The organism is Herbiconiux aconitum (genome assembly GCF_024979235.1).
Lineage (GTDB): Bacteria > Actinomycetota > Actinomycetes > Actinomycetales > Microbacteriaceae > Herbiconiux > Herbiconiux aconitum.
The window spans coordinates 335,799-353,251 of the sequence record NZ_JANLCM010000002.1 but is presented as its reverse complement, the minus strand read 5'-3'; the positions used below and the strand labels follow the sequence as shown (position 1 = coordinate 353,251).

Sequence of the window (17,453 nt, the reverse complement as noted above, 5' to 3'; positions counted from 1 at the left end):
GGCCGCGCACCCGACGGCTGTTCGCTCTGGGCAGTTGCCCGAGCGTCCCGGATGGGCGGATGCGACGGACCGGTGCCGTAATCTGGGCAGGTGGTCGTCAATCCGATCACGTGACGTGAAAGGCACACCAGATGGACATCCGAATCGGTATCGCTAACTCGCCCCGTGAACTCAACTTCGAGTCGAGCCAGACTCCGGCTGAGATCGAGAAGGCCATCGCGGCCGCACTGACCGACGGCGGAACGCACGTCTCGCTCACCGACAACAAGGGCAAGCTCTACCTCGTGCCCGTCGCCTCGCTCTCCTACGTCGAGATCGGCAGCGAAGAGTCGCGCCGCGTCGGCTTCGTCGGCTAACGTCCCCAGTATGGAACTGCTGTTCATCACCCTCGGCGGAGTGATCCTCGGCCTCGGCGCCCGTTACCTGCTGCCGAACCGCGATCGTCACGGCGTCGTGCTCATCCCCGCCATCGGCGCCGCCGTCTCGGCGGTCGTCTGGGTCGCACTCACCTGGCTCGGCTGGCCGTGGGACGGCGGGTGGATCTGGGCGGTCACCCTGGTCGTCACCGCCGCCGTCGTCGTCGTGGCCGATCTGGCCATCGGCCGGGGGCGCAAGCAGCACGACCAGCGCCGGCTCGAAGCCCTGCTCTCGCGGCACATCCCCGTCGGCGGTTAGACCACCGAACGCCGGGCGACCGGACCGCCAGCAAAAGGGGCTCACCCGTCGGGCACCAGGGCTCAGGCCGTCAGGCCGTCAGGCCCAGCTTGTCCATCCGGCGCGTGTGGGCGGCGATCATCTCCGTGAACACGGGCTCGATGCGCTGCTCGTCCGACTCGGGGTTGCCGGTGAGGTGAATCGCGGATCGCGCCACGAGCAAGGTGTCGCCCACCACCCGGCGCCCCCACATCGCGAGTCGTGATCCCAGCACCGGGTCGGCGGTGATGGCTTCCGACAGCACGTCGACGATCGCCCGGCGACCGGTCTCCGCATCGAGGATCGCGACGCATCGCGGGCCGATGTCGCCCGGCAGACCCGCCGCCAAGAGAGTGAAGAAGTCGTCGAGGATGCCCGCCGTCAAGTAGACGCTCGCGAGCTGCTCGTACCAGTCGGTGCCCTTCACGAGGGCGCGGTAGCGGTCGATCCCCACGGTGAACGGGGCCATCACGTCGGCCGGGGTGTCGACCCGTCGGCGGATCTCGGCGACCAGCCGCTCGTGCTTGTCGAGCGCCTGGCTCGCGGCCGGGGAGAGCACCTGCTTGGCCGCCACCGTGGGGGCCGCGGCGATCGCATCCGAGACCTCCTCGAACACGGCGAGCTGCACGTAGGCGGCCTGGCCCAGATAGGGCAGTACCTCGGGCGTCAGTTCGGCCAGATTCACCTTCGGATAGGTCGACGTGTCGACCCGAGGCTTCAGCCGCGGGATGTCGATGCGCACCTTCGGGCGGCGGAGGAATCCGAACACGACGCCAATCCTATCGGGGCCCACCCGGCCGCTTTTCGCGCGCCGCGAGCCGTTTCGCCGCGCCGGCCCGCCAGTCGACTAAACTCGTGCCGGGCCCTGACGAAACTCGGGGCAATCGCCGCCGCCCGACGCCATCGTCGGTTGTCGCCGCGCACATCTCGCGCAGCACCGTTCTCACCACCGGCGGCCTCGCATCCACGACAGGTATCCATAGTGACTTTCAGTGATCTCAACATCGACCAGGACATGGTCGACGCCCTCGCTTCCAAGGGCATCCTCGAGCCGTTCCCCATTCAGGAGCAGACCATCCCGCTCGCGCTCGACGGGCAAGACATCATCGGCCAGGCCAAGACGGGCACCGGCAAGACCTTCGGGTTCGGGCTCCCCCTGATCCAGCGGCTCGGGCTCGACCCGTCGCCGGGTGTCAAGGCACTCGTCGTCGTGCCCACCCGCGAGCTCTGCGTGCAGGTCACCGAAGACCTCGACTTCGCGGCCCAGAACCGCAAGACCAAGATCGTGTCGATCTACGGCGGAAAGGCCTACGAAGGTCAGATCGAGCAGATCAAGGCCGGCGCGCAGATCGTCGTCGGCACCCCGGGCCGCCTCCTCGACCTCGCCGGCCAGCGTCTGCTGAACCTCGGCGCCGTGAGCGAGATGGTGCTCGACGAGGCCGACAAGATGCTCGACCTCGGCTTCCTCGCCGACATCGAGAAGCTCTTCGCCCAGACTCCGGCCACCCGCCACACCATGCTCTTCTCGGCCACCATGCCCGGCCCGATCGTGGCCCTCGCGCGCCGCTTCATGAACCGGCCCATCCACATCCGCGCCACCGACCCCGACGAGGGTCTCACGCAGGCCAACATCAAGCACCTCATCTACCGTGCGCACAACATGGACAAAGACGAGGTCATCGCCCGCATCCTGCAGGCCGAGGGCCGCGGCAAGACCGTGGTCTTCACCCGCACGAAGCGGGCAGCCGCGAAGCTCGTCGAAGAGCTCAACGACCGGGGCTTCAACGCCGCCGCCGTGCACGGCGACCTCAACCAGGAGCAGCGCGAGCGCGCCATGGCCGCGTTCAAGGCGGGCAAGAAAGACATCCTGATCGCCACGGATGTCGCAGCCCGCGGCATCGACGTCGACGACATCACCCACGTGATCAACCACACCATCCCCGACGACGACAAGACCTACCTGCACCGCGCGGGTCGCACGGGCCGCGCCGGCAAGACCGGCATCGCCGTCACCTTCGTCGACTGGGACGACCTGCACAAGTGGGCACTCATCAACCGCGCCCTCGAGTTCGGGCAGCCCGAGCCGGTGGAGACGTACTCCTCGTCGCCGCACCTCTTCTCCGACCTCGACATCCCCGAGGGCACCCGCGGGCGACTCAAGCCCACCTCGCGTTCGGCGGATTCGGCCACCGGATCGGGCGATCGCTCCGGTTCGGGCGATCGCGACCGCGGCGGTCGGGGCGGTTCGCGCTCCGGCAGCCAGGGCGGGTCCCGTGGCGGCTCGGGTTCGAGTGAAGGTTCGGCCGACGGTCGTCCCGCACGCAGCCGCAGCCGGAGCCGCACCCGTTCCGGCGGGTCGACGGATGGCGCGGAGAACGCATCCGGCACCGACACCGCCGTGGTCACCACCGGTGGCGCCGCCTCAACCGAGTCGACCTCCACGGGCGCGGGCTCCGAGCACCACGACGGCAACAGCGCCCCCCGTCGCCGCAGCCGCACGCGTCGTCGCGCGCCTCGCGCGGAGTAGTGGGGGCGGGTACCGCTTCGCCACTTCCCGCGATGCGCGGCCCTGTCTAGAGCCCGCCCTTTGGGTGCCGCCCCGCCGCTTTCCCGCGATGCGCGGCCTGCGGTCGCGCGTCGCTTCTTGCTCGCGCCGCCGCTGCTGCGGCGCGAGGCGACATGTTCGCGTGAGGTCGCTGTCGCGGCCTCGCGCTCACCCTGGGTCGTCGAGCGCGGCCCGCGGCCTGCGATCTCGTGTCGCGCGCTTCAGGCGAGTGGCTACGCGTAGACGGGCGTGGTGCCCGTCGCGCGCGCGATCAGCGCGTCGACGACCTCGGGCGGCGTGGTGTTCTCACCCAAACGGTTGGGCTTGCCCGCTCCGTGGTAGTCGCTCGATCCGGTGAGGGCGAGACCGTACTTCGCCGCCAGCGCGCGGAGTCGCACCTTGCCCTCCGGCGTGTTCTCGCGGTGGTCGATCTCGAGGCCGAACAGGCCCGCGTCGGCGTAGCTGCGCATCCGATTCTCCAACGCCACGTCGGTTCGACTGCGGGTCGCCGGATGCGCCATCACGGGCACCCCGCCCGCCGCCACGACCAGTTCGATCGCGGCAAGCGGATCGGGCGCGTAGTGCGGCTGGTAGTACCCGGCGCGCCAATGCAGGATGCCTTCGAACGCTTCGCTGCGAGTGGCGACCAGTCCGCGCGCGACGAGGGCGTCGGCGATGTGCGGGCGGCCGACGGTGGAGCCCGGATCGGTCTGGGCGACCACGTCGTCCCAGTCGAGGTCGTAGTCGCGACCGATCCGCGCCACCATCTCCTCGGCTCGATGCAGGCGGGCCTCACGGATGCGTGCGGTCTCGGCCACCAACTTCGCGTTGTTCGGGTCGAAGAGATAGGCGAGCATGTGCACGCTCGACCACTCCACCCGCGTGCTCAGTTCCATGCCGGGGATGAGCGTGATGCCGTTTCCGACGGCGGCGGTGGATGCCTCGGCCCAGCCGGCGGTGGAGTCGTGGTCGGTCAGGGCGACGGTTCCGAGCCCGGCTGCGGAGGCCGCACGAATGAGTTGTGCGGGCGATTCGGTGCCGTCGGAGACTCGGCTGTGGGTGTGCAGATCGATCGGGCCCCGGAACAGCCGATCAGCAGACATTCCACAATCGTAGCCAGTCGTCGAGTTCTCCACAGACACGCGCCTTCCCGTGATGCTCCCCGAATCGAGTGGAACAATGGATGCATGGCAGAGACGACCGAATCAAGCACAGCCGCGCAGACAACGCCCGAGCAGACCACGCCCGAGCAGGCCCCCGGGCACACCCCTGCGGCGCACCAGGCGACCGAGGCTCCGACGCCGCGTGCCACGAGCAACCGGTCGACCACCCCGGCATCCGAGGCGTTCCGTGACTACATCGGCAGCAACTGGGCCGAGCGTGCCGATGTGCTTCCGCCCGCCCGCGCCCAGGCTCCGTTCGCGGCCGATCGCCGGCGCCGAGTCTCCGAGGCGTTCCCCGGCAAGCGGCTCATCGTTCCCGCCGGCGCAGCGAAGCAGCGGTCGAACGACACCGACTACCCCTACCGGGCGCACTCGACCTTCTCCTATCTCACCGGCTGGGGTTCCGATTCCGAGCCCGGCTCCTTCCTCGTCGGCGAGCCGACGGATGCGGGGCACGAGTTCACGCTCTACTTCCGCGAGCGCGCCGGGCGCGACTCCGACGAGTTCTACGCGAACCCGGAGATCGGCGAATTCTGGATCGGTCCTCGACCGTCGCTCGCCCAGGTGGCGAGCGACCTGGCGCTGGCCACGCGGGGTATCGCCGAGTTCGGCACGATCGACTTCGACGAGTCCACCGTGGTGGTGCGCGAGGCGGCCGGCGACCTGCCCGTGGGTGCAGGCGAGGAGGGCGACGGGGAGTTCCATCAGTTCCTCTCCGAGATGCGACTGGTGAAAGACGCTTACGAGATCGAGCAGATGCGGCTCGCCGTCGACGCGACCGCTCGGGGCTTCGACGATGTGATCGCCGATTTCCGGCGTAGTTCGCAGCACGAGCGCGGCGAGCGCCTCGTCGAGGGCGTGTTCAACACCCGCGCGCGACTCGATGGCAACACGGTCGGTTACGACACCATCGCTGCCTCCGGTCCGCACGCGTGCATCCTGCACTGGACGCGCAATGACGGCCCGGTGGTGCCCGGCGACCTGATCCTGATGGATGCCGGTATCGAGCTGGACAGCTATTACACGGCCGACATCACCCGCACGATCCCGGTCACCGGTCGTTACACCGAGGTGCAGCGGAAGATCTACGAGGCAGTGCGCGAGGCAGCCGACGCGGCGTTCGCGATCGTGCGGCCGGGCATCCGGTTCCGCGAGATCCACCAGACGGCGATGGCCGTGATCGCAGAGCGCACCGCCGAGTGGGGGCTGTTGCCCGTCACCGCCGAAGAGGCGCTCGAGGCCGACAACCAGCAGCACCGCCGCTACATGGTGCACGGCACGAGCCACCACCTCGGCATCGACGTGCACGACTGCGCGAAAGCACGGCGCGAGATGTACCTCGACGGCATTCTCGAGCCGGGCATGGTGTTCACGATCGAGCCAGGCCTCTACTTCCAGCCCGATGACCTGACGGTGCCCGAAGAGATGCGCGGCATCGGCGTGCGCATCGAAGACGACATCCTGGTGACGGCCGACGGTGCCGAGAACCTGTCGATCGCGATCCCGCGCAGCGCCGACGACGTCGAGGCGTGGTTCGCGCGGCTGAATCCCGGAGACTGAGGCCGGGGCTCGCGGCCTCTACGGTACTACTGGGCTACGGTGCTACGGGGCGCGCGGGCCCTCGAGCACGTTGCGGGCGCGGTTCGCGAACTCGGGCGAGACGATCACCGAATACGAGCTGGCCATCACCTGCATCACCGAGGTGAAGTCCCGGCGACGCCGCCCGATGCTGTACACGGCGATGTTGAAGAACAGACCGAAGCCCGCACCGATGAGGGCCGCGGCGCCGATGAACAAGGGCGATCCGGTCGGCGAGAGCAGCACGAGCAGAAGCCCGAAGAACAACCCGACCCACAGACCCGACAGCGCGCCGGCAAGGGCTGCCCGCCCGTAGCTCAGCTTGCCGGTCACCCGCTCCACGCTCTTCAGGTCACTGCCGACGATCGAGACCTCCTTGAGCGGGAACTCGGCGTGCACGAGCCGGTCGACCGCAGCCTGGGCCTCCTGGTAGCTCTCGAAGGTCGCCACCGCGTCTCCGCGCGGCATCACGGGCTCACGCGGCATCCCGCGGCGGGCGAAGGGCGGTCGATCGGTCACCGGCTCATTCTTCCACGGGCATATCCATGCCGGGTGCGAATGAGGGTGAGCTGCGGATGCGGGGCATACCGCCCGACGCGCCCCGCCCGCCCCGGAAGCACACGGTTCGAAGGTCTAAGTTAGTCATGTGAGTGCCACCAGAGTCTTTGTCGCCCGATTGGCGGGGTGCACCGTTTTCGACCCCGCGGGCGACCGACTCGGCAAGGTGCGCGACGTGCTCGTGGTCTACCGTAAGAGCGACCCGCCCCGCGTGGTCGGCTTGATCGTCGAGATTCCGGGCCGCCGTCGCGTGTTCGTGTCGATCGGGCGCGTCACGAGCATCTCGAGCGGCCAGATCATCACGACGGGCCTCATCAACGTGCGCCGCTTCGAGCAGCGCGGCGGCGAGGTACGTGTCATCGCCGAACTGCTCGGTCGCACCGTGGTGTTCTCCGACGGCACCGGGCAGGCGACCATCGAAGACGTGGCGATCGAGGAGTTCGGTCCTGGCGAGTGGGCGGTCGCCCAGCTCTTCGTGCGCCGGCCCAAGACGAGCTCCTCCCCCTTCGCCAAGGGTGCGACGGTGTTCGCGCACTGGAACGACGTGCGCGAGAAGACCGCGGTCGGGCAGGCCCAATCGGCCGAGCAGCTGATCGCGACCTACAGCGACCTGAAGCCGGCCGACCTCGCGAACACCCTCCTCGACCTTCCGCAGGCGCGCATGCTCGAAGTGGCCGAAGAGCTGCCCGACGACCGGCTCGCCGACGTGCTCGAAGAGATGCCGGAGAGCGAGCAGGTCGAGATCCTCTCCCAGCTCGACGACGACCGTGCCGCCGACGTGCTCGACCAGATGCAGCCGGATGACGCGGCCGACCTCATCGCCCAGCTCTCCGAAGAGCGCGGCGAGCATCTCCTCGAGCTCATGCAGCCCGAAGAGGCCGACGACGTGCGCATGCTCCTCGCCTACGCCCCCGACACCGCGGGCGGTCTGATGACCACCGAGCCCATCATCGTCAGCGCCGATGCCACGGTCGCCGAGGGTCTGGCCCTGATCCGTCGGCACGAGCTCGCCCCGGCCCTGGGTGCCGCCATCTGCGTCACCCTTCCCCCGTACGAGCCGCCGACCGGGCGATTCCTCGGCATGGTCCACTTCCAGCGGATGCTGCGTTACCCGCCGCACGAGCGCCTCGGCACGATCCTCGATCAGGGTCTCGAGCCGGTGACCGCCGACACCAGCGCGGCCGTCGTGTCCCGCATCCTCGCCAGCTACAACCTGGTGTCCGTGCCGGTTGTCGATGACAACCACCGACTGGTCGGGGTGGTGACCATTGACGATGTCCTCGACTACCTCTTGCCTGACGACTGGCGAAGTAACGACAGCGATGACGACGCCCCCGAACGGGTGCCGAATCGCACGCCGACGCGAGCGCAGCCCGGAGCGCCGCGACTAGTGAACCGCGGAAGGAGGACCAGCAATGGCACGTCGTAGCACCAAGCAGGACAACACCCTCGATGCCCCGAAAGGGCGGCGTAGCGGCGTGCTCCCCCGCCGTCGTCCGGTCGCTGCTCCCAATCGCGACCGCTTCGGCCGCCTCACCGAGGCCATCGCCCGCGCAATGGGCACACCCTGGTTCCTCTTCGGCCTCAGCCTGTTCGTCATCCTCTGGATGCTGTTCAACACCCTCGGGCCCGAGAACCTGCGTTTCGACTCGGCAGCTATCGGATTCACGGCACTGACCCTCATCCTTTCGCTCCAGGCGTCGTACGCCGCCCCGCTCATCCTGCTCGCCCAGAACCGGCAGGACGACCGCGATCGCGTGCAATTCGAGCAGGACCGGCAGCGTTCAGAGCGCAACCTGGCCGACACCGAATACCTTGCTCGCGAGGTCGTGGCGCTGCGCCTCGCACTGCAAGACATGGCGAGCAAGGAGTTCATCCGGGCCGAACTGCGCTCGCTGCTCGAAGAGCTCGACCGCGACCGGCCGGCCACGGGTGCCTCCGGCAAGACGGGCGAGTGACCGTGGCCGCAGGCGCCGGCGCTCTCGAGCAGGCCGTGCGTGGCGCTCTCGGCCGGGTGATCGATCCGGAGATCCGCAAACCCATCACGGAGCTCGACATGGTCGGTGCCGTCGAGGTCGGCGAGACCGGTCACGCGACCGTCCAGTTGAAACTGACGATCGTCGGATGCCCGGCGGCCGACACGATCGAACGCGACGTTCGAGAGGCCGCCGGCTCGGTGCCCGGCGTCGAAGCCGTGCAGGTCGACGTCTCGATCATGTCGAAGGCCGAGCGGGCGGCGCTCACCCTCAAACTCCGCGGGCCCGGCCAGCGCGCCATGCCCTTCGGCCCCGGCTCACTCACCCGCGTCTACGCGGTGACGAGCGGCAAAGGCGGTGTCGGCAAGTCCACGCTCACGGCGAACCTGGCGGTCGCCCTAGCTGAGCGCGGTCTCTCGGTGGGGCTCATCGACGCGGACGTCTACGGATTCTCGATCCCGGGCATCCTGGGCCTCGTCGACGATGCGGGCGTGGCCGCGCGACCCACCCGGGTCGACGACATGATCCTCCCGCCCGTCGCCTACGGGGTGAAGGTGATCTCGATCGGCATGTTCATCGATCCCGATCAGGCCTCCTCCACCGGCGGCGCGGTCGCCTGGCGCGGACCCATGCTCCACCGCACCATCAACCAGTTCCTCACCGACGTCTACTTCGGCGACCTCGACGTGCTGCTGCTCGATCTCCCGCCCGGCACCGGAGACATCGCGATCTCGATCGGCCAGCTCCTCCCGAACGCCGAGGTGATCGTGCTCACCACTCCGCAGGCAGCGGCGGCCGACGTCGCGGAGCGCTCCGGTCTCGTCGCCATGCAGACCGGGCAGCACGTCTACGGTGTCATCGAAAACATGGCCGGATTCGCCACGCCCGACGGCAGCGTCGTCGACCTCTTCGGCGCGGGCGGCGGAGCGGATGTCGCCACCCGTCTGACCGCGCGGCAGGGCTCCGAGGTTCCTTTGCTGGCCTCGGTGCCGATCAGCATCGGACTGCGCACGGGCGGCGACGCCGGAACACCGGTGGTGCTCGCCGATCCGGCCGATCCGGCGAGCGTCGCCATCCGTGCGGTCGCCGACCGGATGGCTCGCCGCGGGCGCGACCTGTCCGGCCGCAAGCTGGGGCTCTCACCGGTATGACCGCGCCGCGCGCCGCCCGGCCGTTCACCCGCACTCGGCGGGCGGGGTCGGGCGTGCTCGCCGGCATCCTGCTCGCCGCGTCGTCGGCGGTCTCCGGATGCGCCGGGTCGGGCGGTCCCACCGCCTCGCCACAACCGACCCGCACCACGAGCGCGTCGACCGGGGCGTCGACACCGGCGCCTCCGACCGTCGTCGACGGGGTCGGGCTGGCCATCCTGCAGAATCGGCCCGACTACGCCAAGCGGGTGATGCAGCTCTCAGTCACGAACGAGGGTGCAGGGCCGCTGGCGGTTCTGGGCGCCCGGTTCGAGTCCCCGCAATTCGCCGAGCCGGTGGCGTGGTCGAAGGCGGCATCGACAGAGGTGCCGGCCGGGCTGACGCGCTATCTGCCCGTGCAACTCCCGGCAGCGGTGTGCCCGACTCCGGATGCGACGGAGCCGACCCTCACGCTCACGATCGCCGACGCATCCGGTACCACCCGCGTGGTGACCGGGCAGCCCTCCGATCCGTTCGGCGTGCTCCCGCGGATCGCCGGGGAGGACTGCCTCGACGAGGCCGTGGCTGGCGTGGCCGCGCTGACCTTGGACGACACTCTCGAGGTGACCGGAGCGGGCGATGCCTCGGTCGCGCACCTGAGGCTGCAGGTCGATCCGGCCGACGGAAAGGGCGAGCTCCACCTCGACGAGGCCCGATTCACGATCCTGCTCGCGCCCGCCGAGGGCACCACCTGGCCGCTCGACGCCACCGTGACGGGCGGTGATGCGCCGCGCGAGTTCACGCTCGACGCGGTGCCGGCCCGCTGCGACCCGCACGCGATCGCCGAAGACAAGCGCGGAACCTTCCTGCCGGTGGTGCTCGACGTGGCAGGCGGCCCCTCGGGCACGGTGTCCGTGCCCTCGAGTGACGCCCTGAGGCTCGCCCTCTACGACTTCATCGCGGCGCACTGCGGGTTCGCCCCTGCTCCCGCAGGCTGATCGCCCGGACTTCTCCAAACGTCGCCGCCACCGTGACCCTCTGCGGCGTCGGTTGCGCCCACACGTGGAGAACTCCGCGCCGAACGACTCAGGTGGCTTCGGAATCGTAGACCGTGGCGGCATCGGTGGGCCCACCCGCGGCTTCAACCTGCACCGGGGTCTCGGCTCCCTCGGCAGTGGCCGCAGCCGCCGATCCGGCCGTAGCCGCAGCCGCAGCGCCGGCACCAGCCGCAGTGCCTGCGGCCCCCGCACCGACGACCGGCACCGGCCCTCCGGCCGATTTCGCCTTGTGCTGCAGATACGCCGGTTCCGGACGCCCGGTTCCCGGCTCACGCGGCACCGGACGAACGGTCGGCGTCGTCGGCTCCTCGTCGAGCAGCGCCTCACGGATGATGCGTCGCGGGTCGTATTGACGCGGATCGAGCTTCTTCCAGTCGACGTCGTCGAAATCGGGGCCCATCTCGTCGCGCATCCGGTCTTTCGCGCCGTTCGCCATGTCGCGAACGGTGCGCACCAGCTGCGCGAGCTTGGCCGCATACCCCGGCAGACGTTCCGGGCCCAGCAAAAAGACCGCGATCACACCGATCAGCAGCAGCTTCTCAAAGGTCAACCCGAACACTCTGAAATCATACAGCTGTCGCCGTGAGCCGGCTGTGGGGCGTGGCTCCCCGTCTCGGGGCGAGCGGTTGCCTAAGCTGGCAACGGAGGCCCACCGTGTCAAGCAAAGAATCCAGTTGGAAGTACGCCGACGACATCGTCGTCGAGAGCCCGCAGATCATCGCGGCGCGCTCGCACGCGTCCGAGGTCGGGGTCGAATCGGTGTCGCCCGCCATCGGGAGCCAGCTCGCCGTGATCGCTGCGGCGACGGCAGCGAAGTCCATCGTCGAGGTCGGTACCGGGCTCGGCGTCTCCGCGCTCTGGATGCTCAAAGGTGCTCCGGATGCGACCATCACCTCCATCGACATCGAGCTCGAACACCAGCAGGTCGCCCGGGCGGCCCTGCTCGAAGCGAAAGTGCCGGCGAACCGCATCCGTCTCATCACCGGTCGCGCCGGCGATGTGCTCCCCCGTCTGAACGAGAACTCCTACGACTTGGTGCTGGTCGACGCTGACGCCGCCTCCGTCATCGAATACGTCGAGCACGCTCTGCGGCTCGTCCGCCGCGGCGGAACCGTGCTGGTGCCGCACGCGCTCTGGAAAGACAAGGTTGCCGACCCGGTGCAACGCGGCGACACCGTGGGTGATTTCCGCACTCTCGTGACCGAGCTCTCGGCATCCGAGGCCGTGCTGGTGGCGCTCTCCCCCGCCGGCGACGGGCTGCTGCAGGTCACCAAGATCGTCACCTGAGCGGCGGCACAGGCCAGACACGCCGTGCGCCCGGCGCGATGAACGCGCGTTAAAGCCGACGACCCCGGTGCCAGGCACCGAGGTCGTCGTGAGCAAACTCGCCTAAGCGGGGTTGACCACCCCTGCGAGTGCGTCGTGAAGCTCTTTCGCCTCCGCGTCGTTGACGGAGACGACGAGGCGCCCCCCGCCCTCCAGCGGCACTCGCACGATGATGAGGCGTCCTTCTTTCACTGCCTCCATCGGTCCGTCTCCGGTCCTGGGTTTCATGGCGGCCATTCAACTCCCCTTTCGTGGTGTCCACGTCCATTATCGTCGATGCGCCAGGGGTGAAGAAACTCATCGGGTGTCGAATATCACTTTAACCGCACGTTCGGCCCCTGTTCACGGTGGTGTCCAGTCGCGACCGTCGACCCCCCAGGCGATGGCCATCCACCCCACTTGACCGGCGATGCACACCAGCACGAGCCCGATGCGGTAGATCTTCGAGCGTGGCAGGGCGAGCGCGCCGAGCGCCGGGAACAACGGCATGAGCAGGCGGAAGGTGCTCGACTGCGGAAAGAACACGGCCAGGAGGTAGAGCGCGTAGCTCGCGAGCCAGAGCCGCAGGTCGACTCCGAGCCGCTTCACGGGGCCGAGGAACAAGAAGACTCCGAAGGCGACGATCAGCAGCGCGACCACGAGGATGCCCCACGGCTCCCCCAGCCACCAGTTCCCGCCCTGGAACCAGGCCGTGAACGGCACGAGCTCGCCGTAGCCGATGTACGAGGAGCGCCAGGCGAGCTCGGTGTCGGTGTAGGCGCTCATCGAGCCGGTGCCGATCCAGGCGACCAGCGGCCAGACCAGCCCCATGACTCCGCTGAAGACGGCGAGCGCCACGGTGACCACCCGCTCGCGCGTCGGGAAGGGATCGGTGCGACGCACCAGGAAGCGGTGAACGAGGTGCAGCCCCACGAAGAGGGCGAACGCCAGCCCCGACGGCCGGGTGAGCGCCATCACAGCGACGATCGGAAATACCCAGCCGTAGCGGCGCCGCACCACGAGGTAGAGGGCGGAGACGAGCAGGAGAAGCGACATCGACTCGGCGTAGGCGAACTGGAACAGGGGCGAAAGCGGCGCGACGCAGAACAACACCACGCTGAACAGCGCGGCGTTCGAGTCGTTCAGCACGTGACGCATCAATCGGTAGAAGACCAGTGCTGCGCCCAGGGCGCAGGCCACGGCGACGATGACGGCGATCAGTTCCCACCGAGCACCGGTGACGAAACGCAGGCCGCCGACGAGGAAGGGGTAGACCGGCATGAACGCCCACGCGCTCTCGCCCACGTGCCCGTCGGCCGTGATCGGGAGCTGCGCGGGGTAGCCGTAGAAGGAGATGATCTTGTACCAGTTGCCGTCCCAGATCGCCGCGTAGCTGAGGTAGGGCGGGTTCGGTCCGGTCCACGGATTCGCGCCCTGGGCCCGCGCGAACAGCAGCACGATGATCGTGGTCACCAGTCGGGAGAGCGCGAACACGACGATCACCCGCAACCACCACGGCGTCATCCGGTAGCGCAGCAGCAGACGCGACGGGCGCGAACGCACCGGGCGCGACGGCTGCGCATCGGATGCGCGGGCGAGCTGCTGCGACACGGCCGGACTCAGTGGGTGTCGGCGTCGGTGCGGTGGTCGGCGTCGACGCTGGAGTCGACGCCGTCGCTCAGCCAGGCACGCAGGCCCGCTTCGCAGTCGATGATCTGCTGGATGCTCACCCGCTCGTCGTCGGCGTGCGCCTTCAGCGGGTCACCGGGGCCGTAATTCACGGCCGGGACTCCCATGGCCGAGAAGCGGGCGACGTCGGTCCAGCCGTACTTCGGTTTGGCCACGCCCCCCACTGCAGCCAGGAAGCGTTGCGCGAGCGGCGCGTCGAGCCCCGGGCGGGCGCCTTCGGCGAGGTCGACGATCCGGATGTCGAAGCCCGCGAAGAGTTCGTGGATGTGCGCGATCGCCTCCTCGCCCGAGCGGCTGGGGCCGAAGCGGTAGTTCACGTGCACCATCACCTCGTCGGGGATGACGTTCCCTGCCACACCTCCACTGATGCCGACCGCGTTCAAGCCCTCGCGGTAGACCAGGCCGTCGACCTCCACCTCGCGCGCCTGGTAGTTCGCGAGGGTGTCGAGAATGCTGGCGGCCTTGTGGATGGCGTTGTCGCCCACCCAGCTGCGGGCCGAGTGCGCCCGCAGCCCGTAAGCGCGGATCTCGGCGCGCAGGTTGCCGTTGCAGCCGCCTTCGACCTGGCTGTTGCTCGGTTCACCGAGGATGGCGAAGTCGGCGGCGAAGAGGTCGGGCCGGTTGGCGGCGAGCCGCGTCAGGCCGTTCAGCTCGTTCGAGACCTCCTCGTGGTCGTACCACATCCACGTGATGTCGACCGTGGGCGCGACGAGCTCGGCGGCGAGCTTCAACTGCACCGCCGTGCCCGCCTTCATGTCGGCCGTGCCGCGCCCCCAGAGGTAGTCGACGCCGTCGATCGTCTCGTAGCGGGTGGGAAGGTTCGCGTTCAACGGCACGGTGTCGATGTGCCCGGCGATCGCCACGCGCTGGGAGCGACCGAGGTTCGTGCGCGCCACGATGGTGTCGCCGTCGCGGAAGATCTCGAGGTGGGCGGCATCCGCCAGCGCGGCCACGATGGCATCGGCCAGCAGCCCCTCGTTGCCCGACACCGACTCGACGTCGCAGATCTGCTGCGTCAGCACCACCGACGACGCGGTGAGATCGAGAACCGGATGCGCGGGGTCGAAAGCAGACATTCCACAAGTTTAGGGTTCACCGCCCAATACGCTTGAGACATGCCTGATGAAGTACTGACCGCGCCCACGCACGCTTGGGGCAACGGCCTCACCACGATCGCCGGCGACGGCACGGCGCTCGACACGTGGTACCCGGCCCCGGCCCTCGGCCACGCGCCGGACGACCGGCGCCGCCCCGAGGAGCTCGTCGCCTTCGCCAACCCGGATGCGCGGCGCAACGTGACCTTCGACATCGCGACCGTCGAGATCGAGCTGGCGGCCGCTCCGCAGTCGACCCCGGATGCTTACTTGCGGCTCCATCTCCTCTCTCACCTGCTCGTCGCCCCCAACTCCGTGAACCTCGACGGCCTCTTCGGCCACCTGCCGATCGTGGTGTGGACCAACGCCGGCCCCGTGCATCCGGACGACTTCGACCGCCTGCGCCCCCTGCTGCAGCGGGAAGGCATCCAGGCCTACGGCGTCGACAAGTTCCCGCGCATGCTCGACTACGTCACCCCGCCGAAGGTGCGCATCGCGGATGCCTCGCGGGTGCGCCTCGGCGCCCACCTCGCTCCGGGAACGACCGTGATGCACGAGGGGTTCGTGAACTTCAATGCCGGAACGCTCGGCGCCTCGATGGTGGAGGGGCGCATCTCGCAGGGCGTCGTGGTGGGCGACGGCTCCGACATCGGCGGCGGCGCCTCGATCATGGGCACCCTCTCCGGCGGCGGCACGCAGCGCGTCTCGATCGGGCGGCGGGCGCTGCTCGGCGCGAACGCGGGCATCGGCATCTCGATCGGCGACGACTCGGTGGTGGAAGCCGGACTCTACGTGACGGCCGGCACCAAGGTGGTGCTGATCGACGGATCGGGTGCCGACGAGGAGAACCGCATCGTGAAGGCGGTCGCTCTCTCCGGGGTGCCCAACCTGCTGTTCCGCCGCAATTCCCTCTCGGGTGCGGTCGAGGCGGTCTCCCGCTCGGGCGCCGGTGTCACACTCAACCCCACCCTCCACGCCTGACCTTGTGAGATCCCTCCTTTCGACTAATATGAGTAATATTCATATGAATCGGGAGAATTGTGATGCGTCTACGTCGACTTGCACTATCGGCCTCCGCCGTGGTGGGCCTGGTGGGGGTCCTATGCGGCGCCGGTGTGACCCAGGCAGGTGCCACCGCTCCGCGCGCATTCGACCTCGATGCCCCGCTGACGACACTCTTCACCCACGACGACCCCACACTCGACGTAGAACTCCAGTTGATCGACGAGGTCATCGCTGAACGTCGACGAGATGCGCACAGCTACACTGACGCCGCTAATCCCTTCCGCATCCGCTACGAGGTGATGAGCGTCACGGATCGGCAGATCGCGGCACGATTGGCCGACGCTCGCGACGCCGGCGTCTACGTCCAGCTTCTGGTCGATTATCGACAGCTCGACCCGGCCTACCCCTGGCTCGACACGGATGAGTACCTCGCCGGACGGGGGTTCACCGTCGTCGACGATCAAGCAAAACTGACTTCGACGACCAAGGTGAGCACGAATCTCGTGGGCATTCGGACTTCCGGTTTCATGCACCTCAAAGCCCGGCTCTTCGAAACCCCAGCCTCGAAGATCGTCCTGACCGGCGGGCAGAACGCGAGCACCGAGGGTTGGCAACTCAATGACGACGGCCTGCAGGTAATCCGCGACGCTGCGCTTTACTCGAAATACTCGTCGGCCTACTCCGCCGTGCTCGAGAGCAGGAAGATCGCCAACACGTGGGACGCTGCGGCTCCGGTCAATGTGCTCTTCACACCGGAGGCGTCCGGTCAACGAACGAGCGCCAAGATGCTCGAATGGTTGAGGAGCGAGTCGAATCTCATCCTCCTCATGGTCTTCTCTCTTCGCGATTTCACCGCGCCGGGCGGTGACACCTTGCTCGCGACGCTCACCGCCAAGGCCTCCGCCGGAGTACCCGTCTACGTCATCACCGACAAGAACCAGTCCGATGGCGAGGCAGGAGAGACGAACGACTCGACCGAAGACCGCCTGCGCACAGCCGGAGTGCACGTCTACGAGGCCCGCAACGCACGGGGTACCTACGCGTCGATGCACACGAAAGCCGCCGTGCTGGGGGCGAGCTGTCCGCGCGTCATCGCCGACTCCGCCAACTGGTCGACATCCGCACTCGGCACGGCCACGGCGACATCGAAGAACGTCGAGAGCGTGCTGTTCATCGACTCGGAACGAGCAGACTCCTGCGCCACTGGTGATCGATTCCTCGCACGATGGATGGAGCTCCTCTCGCAGTACGCCGACCAAAGCGTTCGAGACGACGGTGAGTCCGACTACCCCACAGTCGTCGGCCGTCTCACCTCGCTTCCCGGCTGGCCGAGTCAAGAAGTGACCTTCACGGCGCACGCGACCTACACCAGCTTCGGCGAAGACGCCCGCGTGCTCGGTAGCCTCCCTCAACTCGGAGACTGGGGCCGTGCCGCGGGAGGGCCCGTCCTGCTCACCGACACCGCGAGCTATCCGACGTGGAGATCTTCCGCATCGGTCGCCGTGCCGCTCGGAACGTGGTTCGAATGGAAGCTGGCAGTCACCGCGGGCAGTGCCCCACCCGCACGCTGGGAGACAGGAGGCAACCGCTCGACGATCGCGATGCCGCCCGCTTTCGGCCGCAACCGGACGCTGGCGCTCGACGCGACCTGGCGCTGATGCC

Annotated in this window: 17 protein-coding genes and 1 pseudogene; 11 read left to right on the top strand and 7 right to left on the bottom strand. The window is 68.6% G+C overall.

Annotated elements, in window-relative coordinates; genetic code table 11:
* The first annotated feature begins 131 nt into the window (after positions 1–131).
* Positions 132–356 (top strand): DUF3107 domain-containing protein, encoded by a 225-nt coding sequence (locus tag N1027_RS13205; protein WP_259508580.1) that lies wholly within the window; start codon positions 132–134, stop codon positions 354–356.
* A 10-nt stretch (positions 357–366) separates the two neighbouring features.
* Positions 367–675 (top strand): hypothetical protein, encoded by a 309-nt coding sequence (locus N1027_RS13200; RefSeq protein ID WP_259508579.1) that lies wholly within the window; start codon positions 367–369, stop codon positions 673–675.
* 70 nt (positions 676–745) lie between these two features.
* Here the strand turns inward: N1027_RS13200 and N1027_RS13195 are convergent, their stop codons facing one another.
* Positions 746–1,462: a ferritin-like fold-containing protein gene (locus N1027_RS13195; RefSeq protein WP_259508577.1), complete on the bottom strand. Its 717-nt coding sequence runs from the start codon at positions 1,460–1,462 to the stop codon at positions 746–748.
* 213 nt (positions 1,463–1,675) lie between these two features.
* On the opposite strand from N1027_RS13195, the gene N1027_RS13190 reads away from it, so the two are divergent.
* Positions 1,676–3,220, top strand: a complete 1,545-nt coding sequence (locus N1027_RS13190) for a DEAD/DEAH box helicase (RefSeq protein ID WP_259508575.1) — start codon at positions 1,676–1,678, stop codon at positions 3,218–3,220.
* Between the two features lie 251 nt (positions 3,221–3,471).
* Here the strand turns inward: N1027_RS13190 and N1027_RS13185 are convergent, their stop codons facing one another.
* Positions 3,472–4,341, bottom strand: a complete 870-nt coding sequence (locus N1027_RS13185) for a PHP domain-containing protein (protein ID WP_259508573.1) — start codon at positions 4,339–4,341, stop codon at positions 3,472–3,474.
* An 84-nt stretch (positions 4,342–4,425) separates the two neighbouring features.
* Here N1027_RS13185 and N1027_RS13180 point away from each other — a divergent pair, with 84 nt between their 5' ends.
* Positions 4,426–5,961: an aminopeptidase P family protein gene (locus tag N1027_RS13180; RefSeq protein WP_259508571.1), complete on the top strand. Its 1,536-nt coding sequence runs from the start codon at positions 4,426–4,428 to the stop codon at positions 5,959–5,961.
* A 42-nt stretch (positions 5,962–6,003) separates the two neighbouring features.
* Here N1027_RS13180 and N1027_RS13175 read toward each other — a convergent pair whose 3' ends face one another.
* The gene (locus N1027_RS13175; RefSeq protein ID WP_259508569.1) at positions 6,004–6,498 is read right to left on the bottom strand and encodes a YflT domain-containing protein; all 495 of its coding nucleotides are present in this window, start codon (positions 6,496–6,498) and stop codon (positions 6,004–6,006) included.
* Positions 6,499–6,625: 127 nt separating this feature from the next.
* On the opposite strand from N1027_RS13175, the gene N1027_RS13170 reads away from it, so the two are divergent.
* Genes N1027_RS13170 through N1027_RS13155 form a run of 4 tightly spaced genes read left to right on the top strand, consistent with a single transcriptional unit; the run spans position 6,626 to position 10,638 of the window.
* Positions 6,626–7,966 (top strand): magnesium transporter MgtE N-terminal domain-containing protein, encoded by a 1,341-nt coding sequence (locus tag N1027_RS13170; protein ID WP_259508567.1) that lies wholly within the window; start codon positions 6,626–6,628, stop codon positions 7,964–7,966.
* Positions 7,953–8,495, top strand: coding sequence for a DUF1003 domain-containing protein (locus tag N1027_RS13165; RefSeq protein WP_259508564.1), 543 nt, complete (start codon positions 7,953–7,955; stop codon positions 8,493–8,495). The genes N1027_RS13170 and N1027_RS13165 overlap by 14 nt, the downstream gene beginning before the upstream one ends.
* Positions 8,492–9,664 (top strand): P-loop NTPase, encoded by a 1,173-nt coding sequence (locus N1027_RS13160; RefSeq protein WP_259508562.1) that lies wholly within the window; start codon positions 8,492–8,494, stop codon positions 9,662–9,664. Before N1027_RS13165 ends, N1027_RS13160 begins: the two co-directional genes overlap by 4 nt.
* On the top strand, positions 9,661–10,638 hold the full coding sequence (locus N1027_RS13155) for a hypothetical protein (protein WP_259508560.1): 978 nt from the start codon (positions 9,661–9,663) through the stop codon (positions 10,636–10,638). The genes N1027_RS13160 and N1027_RS13155 overlap by 4 nt, the downstream gene beginning before the upstream one ends.
* 352 nt (positions 10,639–10,990) lie before the next feature.
* On the opposite strand, the pseudogene N1027_RS13150 reads toward N1027_RS13155, so the two are convergent.
* Positions 10,991–11,257: pseudogene (locus N1027_RS13150) on the bottom strand (twin-arginine translocase TatA/TatE family subunit); the annotation flags it as partial.
* 95 nt (positions 11,258–11,352) lie between these two features.
* Between N1027_RS13150 and N1027_RS13145 the strand changes: the two are divergent.
* On the top strand, positions 11,353–11,985 hold the full coding sequence (locus N1027_RS13145) for an O-methyltransferase (RefSeq protein WP_259508558.1): 633 nt from the start codon (positions 11,353–11,355) through the stop codon (positions 11,983–11,985).
* 102 nt (positions 11,986–12,087) lie between these two features.
* On the opposite strand, the gene N1027_RS13140 is transcribed toward N1027_RS13145, so the two are convergent.
* From N1027_RS13140 to dapE, 3 genes are all read right to left on the bottom strand, one after another.
* Entirely contained in the window at positions 12,088–12,261 is a 174-nt protein-coding gene (locus N1027_RS13140; RefSeq protein ID WP_022897336.1) for a DUF3117 domain-containing protein, read from the bottom strand.
* 105 nt (positions 12,262–12,366) lie between these two features.
* The gene (locus N1027_RS13135; protein WP_259508556.1) at positions 12,367–13,614 is read right to left on the bottom strand and encodes a mannosyltransferase family protein; all 1,248 of its coding nucleotides are present in this window, start codon (positions 13,612–13,614) and stop codon (positions 12,367–12,369) included.
* 8 nt (positions 13,615–13,622) lie between these two features.
* Entirely contained in the window at positions 13,623–14,768 is a 1,146-nt protein-coding gene (gene dapE / locus N1027_RS13130; protein ID WP_259508554.1) for a succinyl-diaminopimelate desuccinylase, read from the bottom strand.
* 39 nt (positions 14,769–14,807) lie between these two features.
* Here dapE and dapD point away from each other — a divergent pair, with 39 nt between their 5' ends.
* Entirely contained in the window at positions 14,808–15,767 is a 960-nt protein-coding gene (gene dapD / locus N1027_RS13125) for a 2,3,4,5-tetrahydropyridine-2,6-dicarboxylate N-succinyltransferase (RefSeq protein WP_259508552.1), read from the top strand.
* 134 nt (positions 15,768–15,901) lie between these two features.
* Positions 15,902–17,449, top strand: a complete 1,548-nt coding sequence (locus tag N1027_RS13120) for a phospholipase D-like domain-containing protein (RefSeq protein WP_259508550.1) — start codon at positions 15,902–15,904, stop codon at positions 17,447–17,449.
* Positions 17,450–17,453 lie beyond the last annotated feature (4 nt).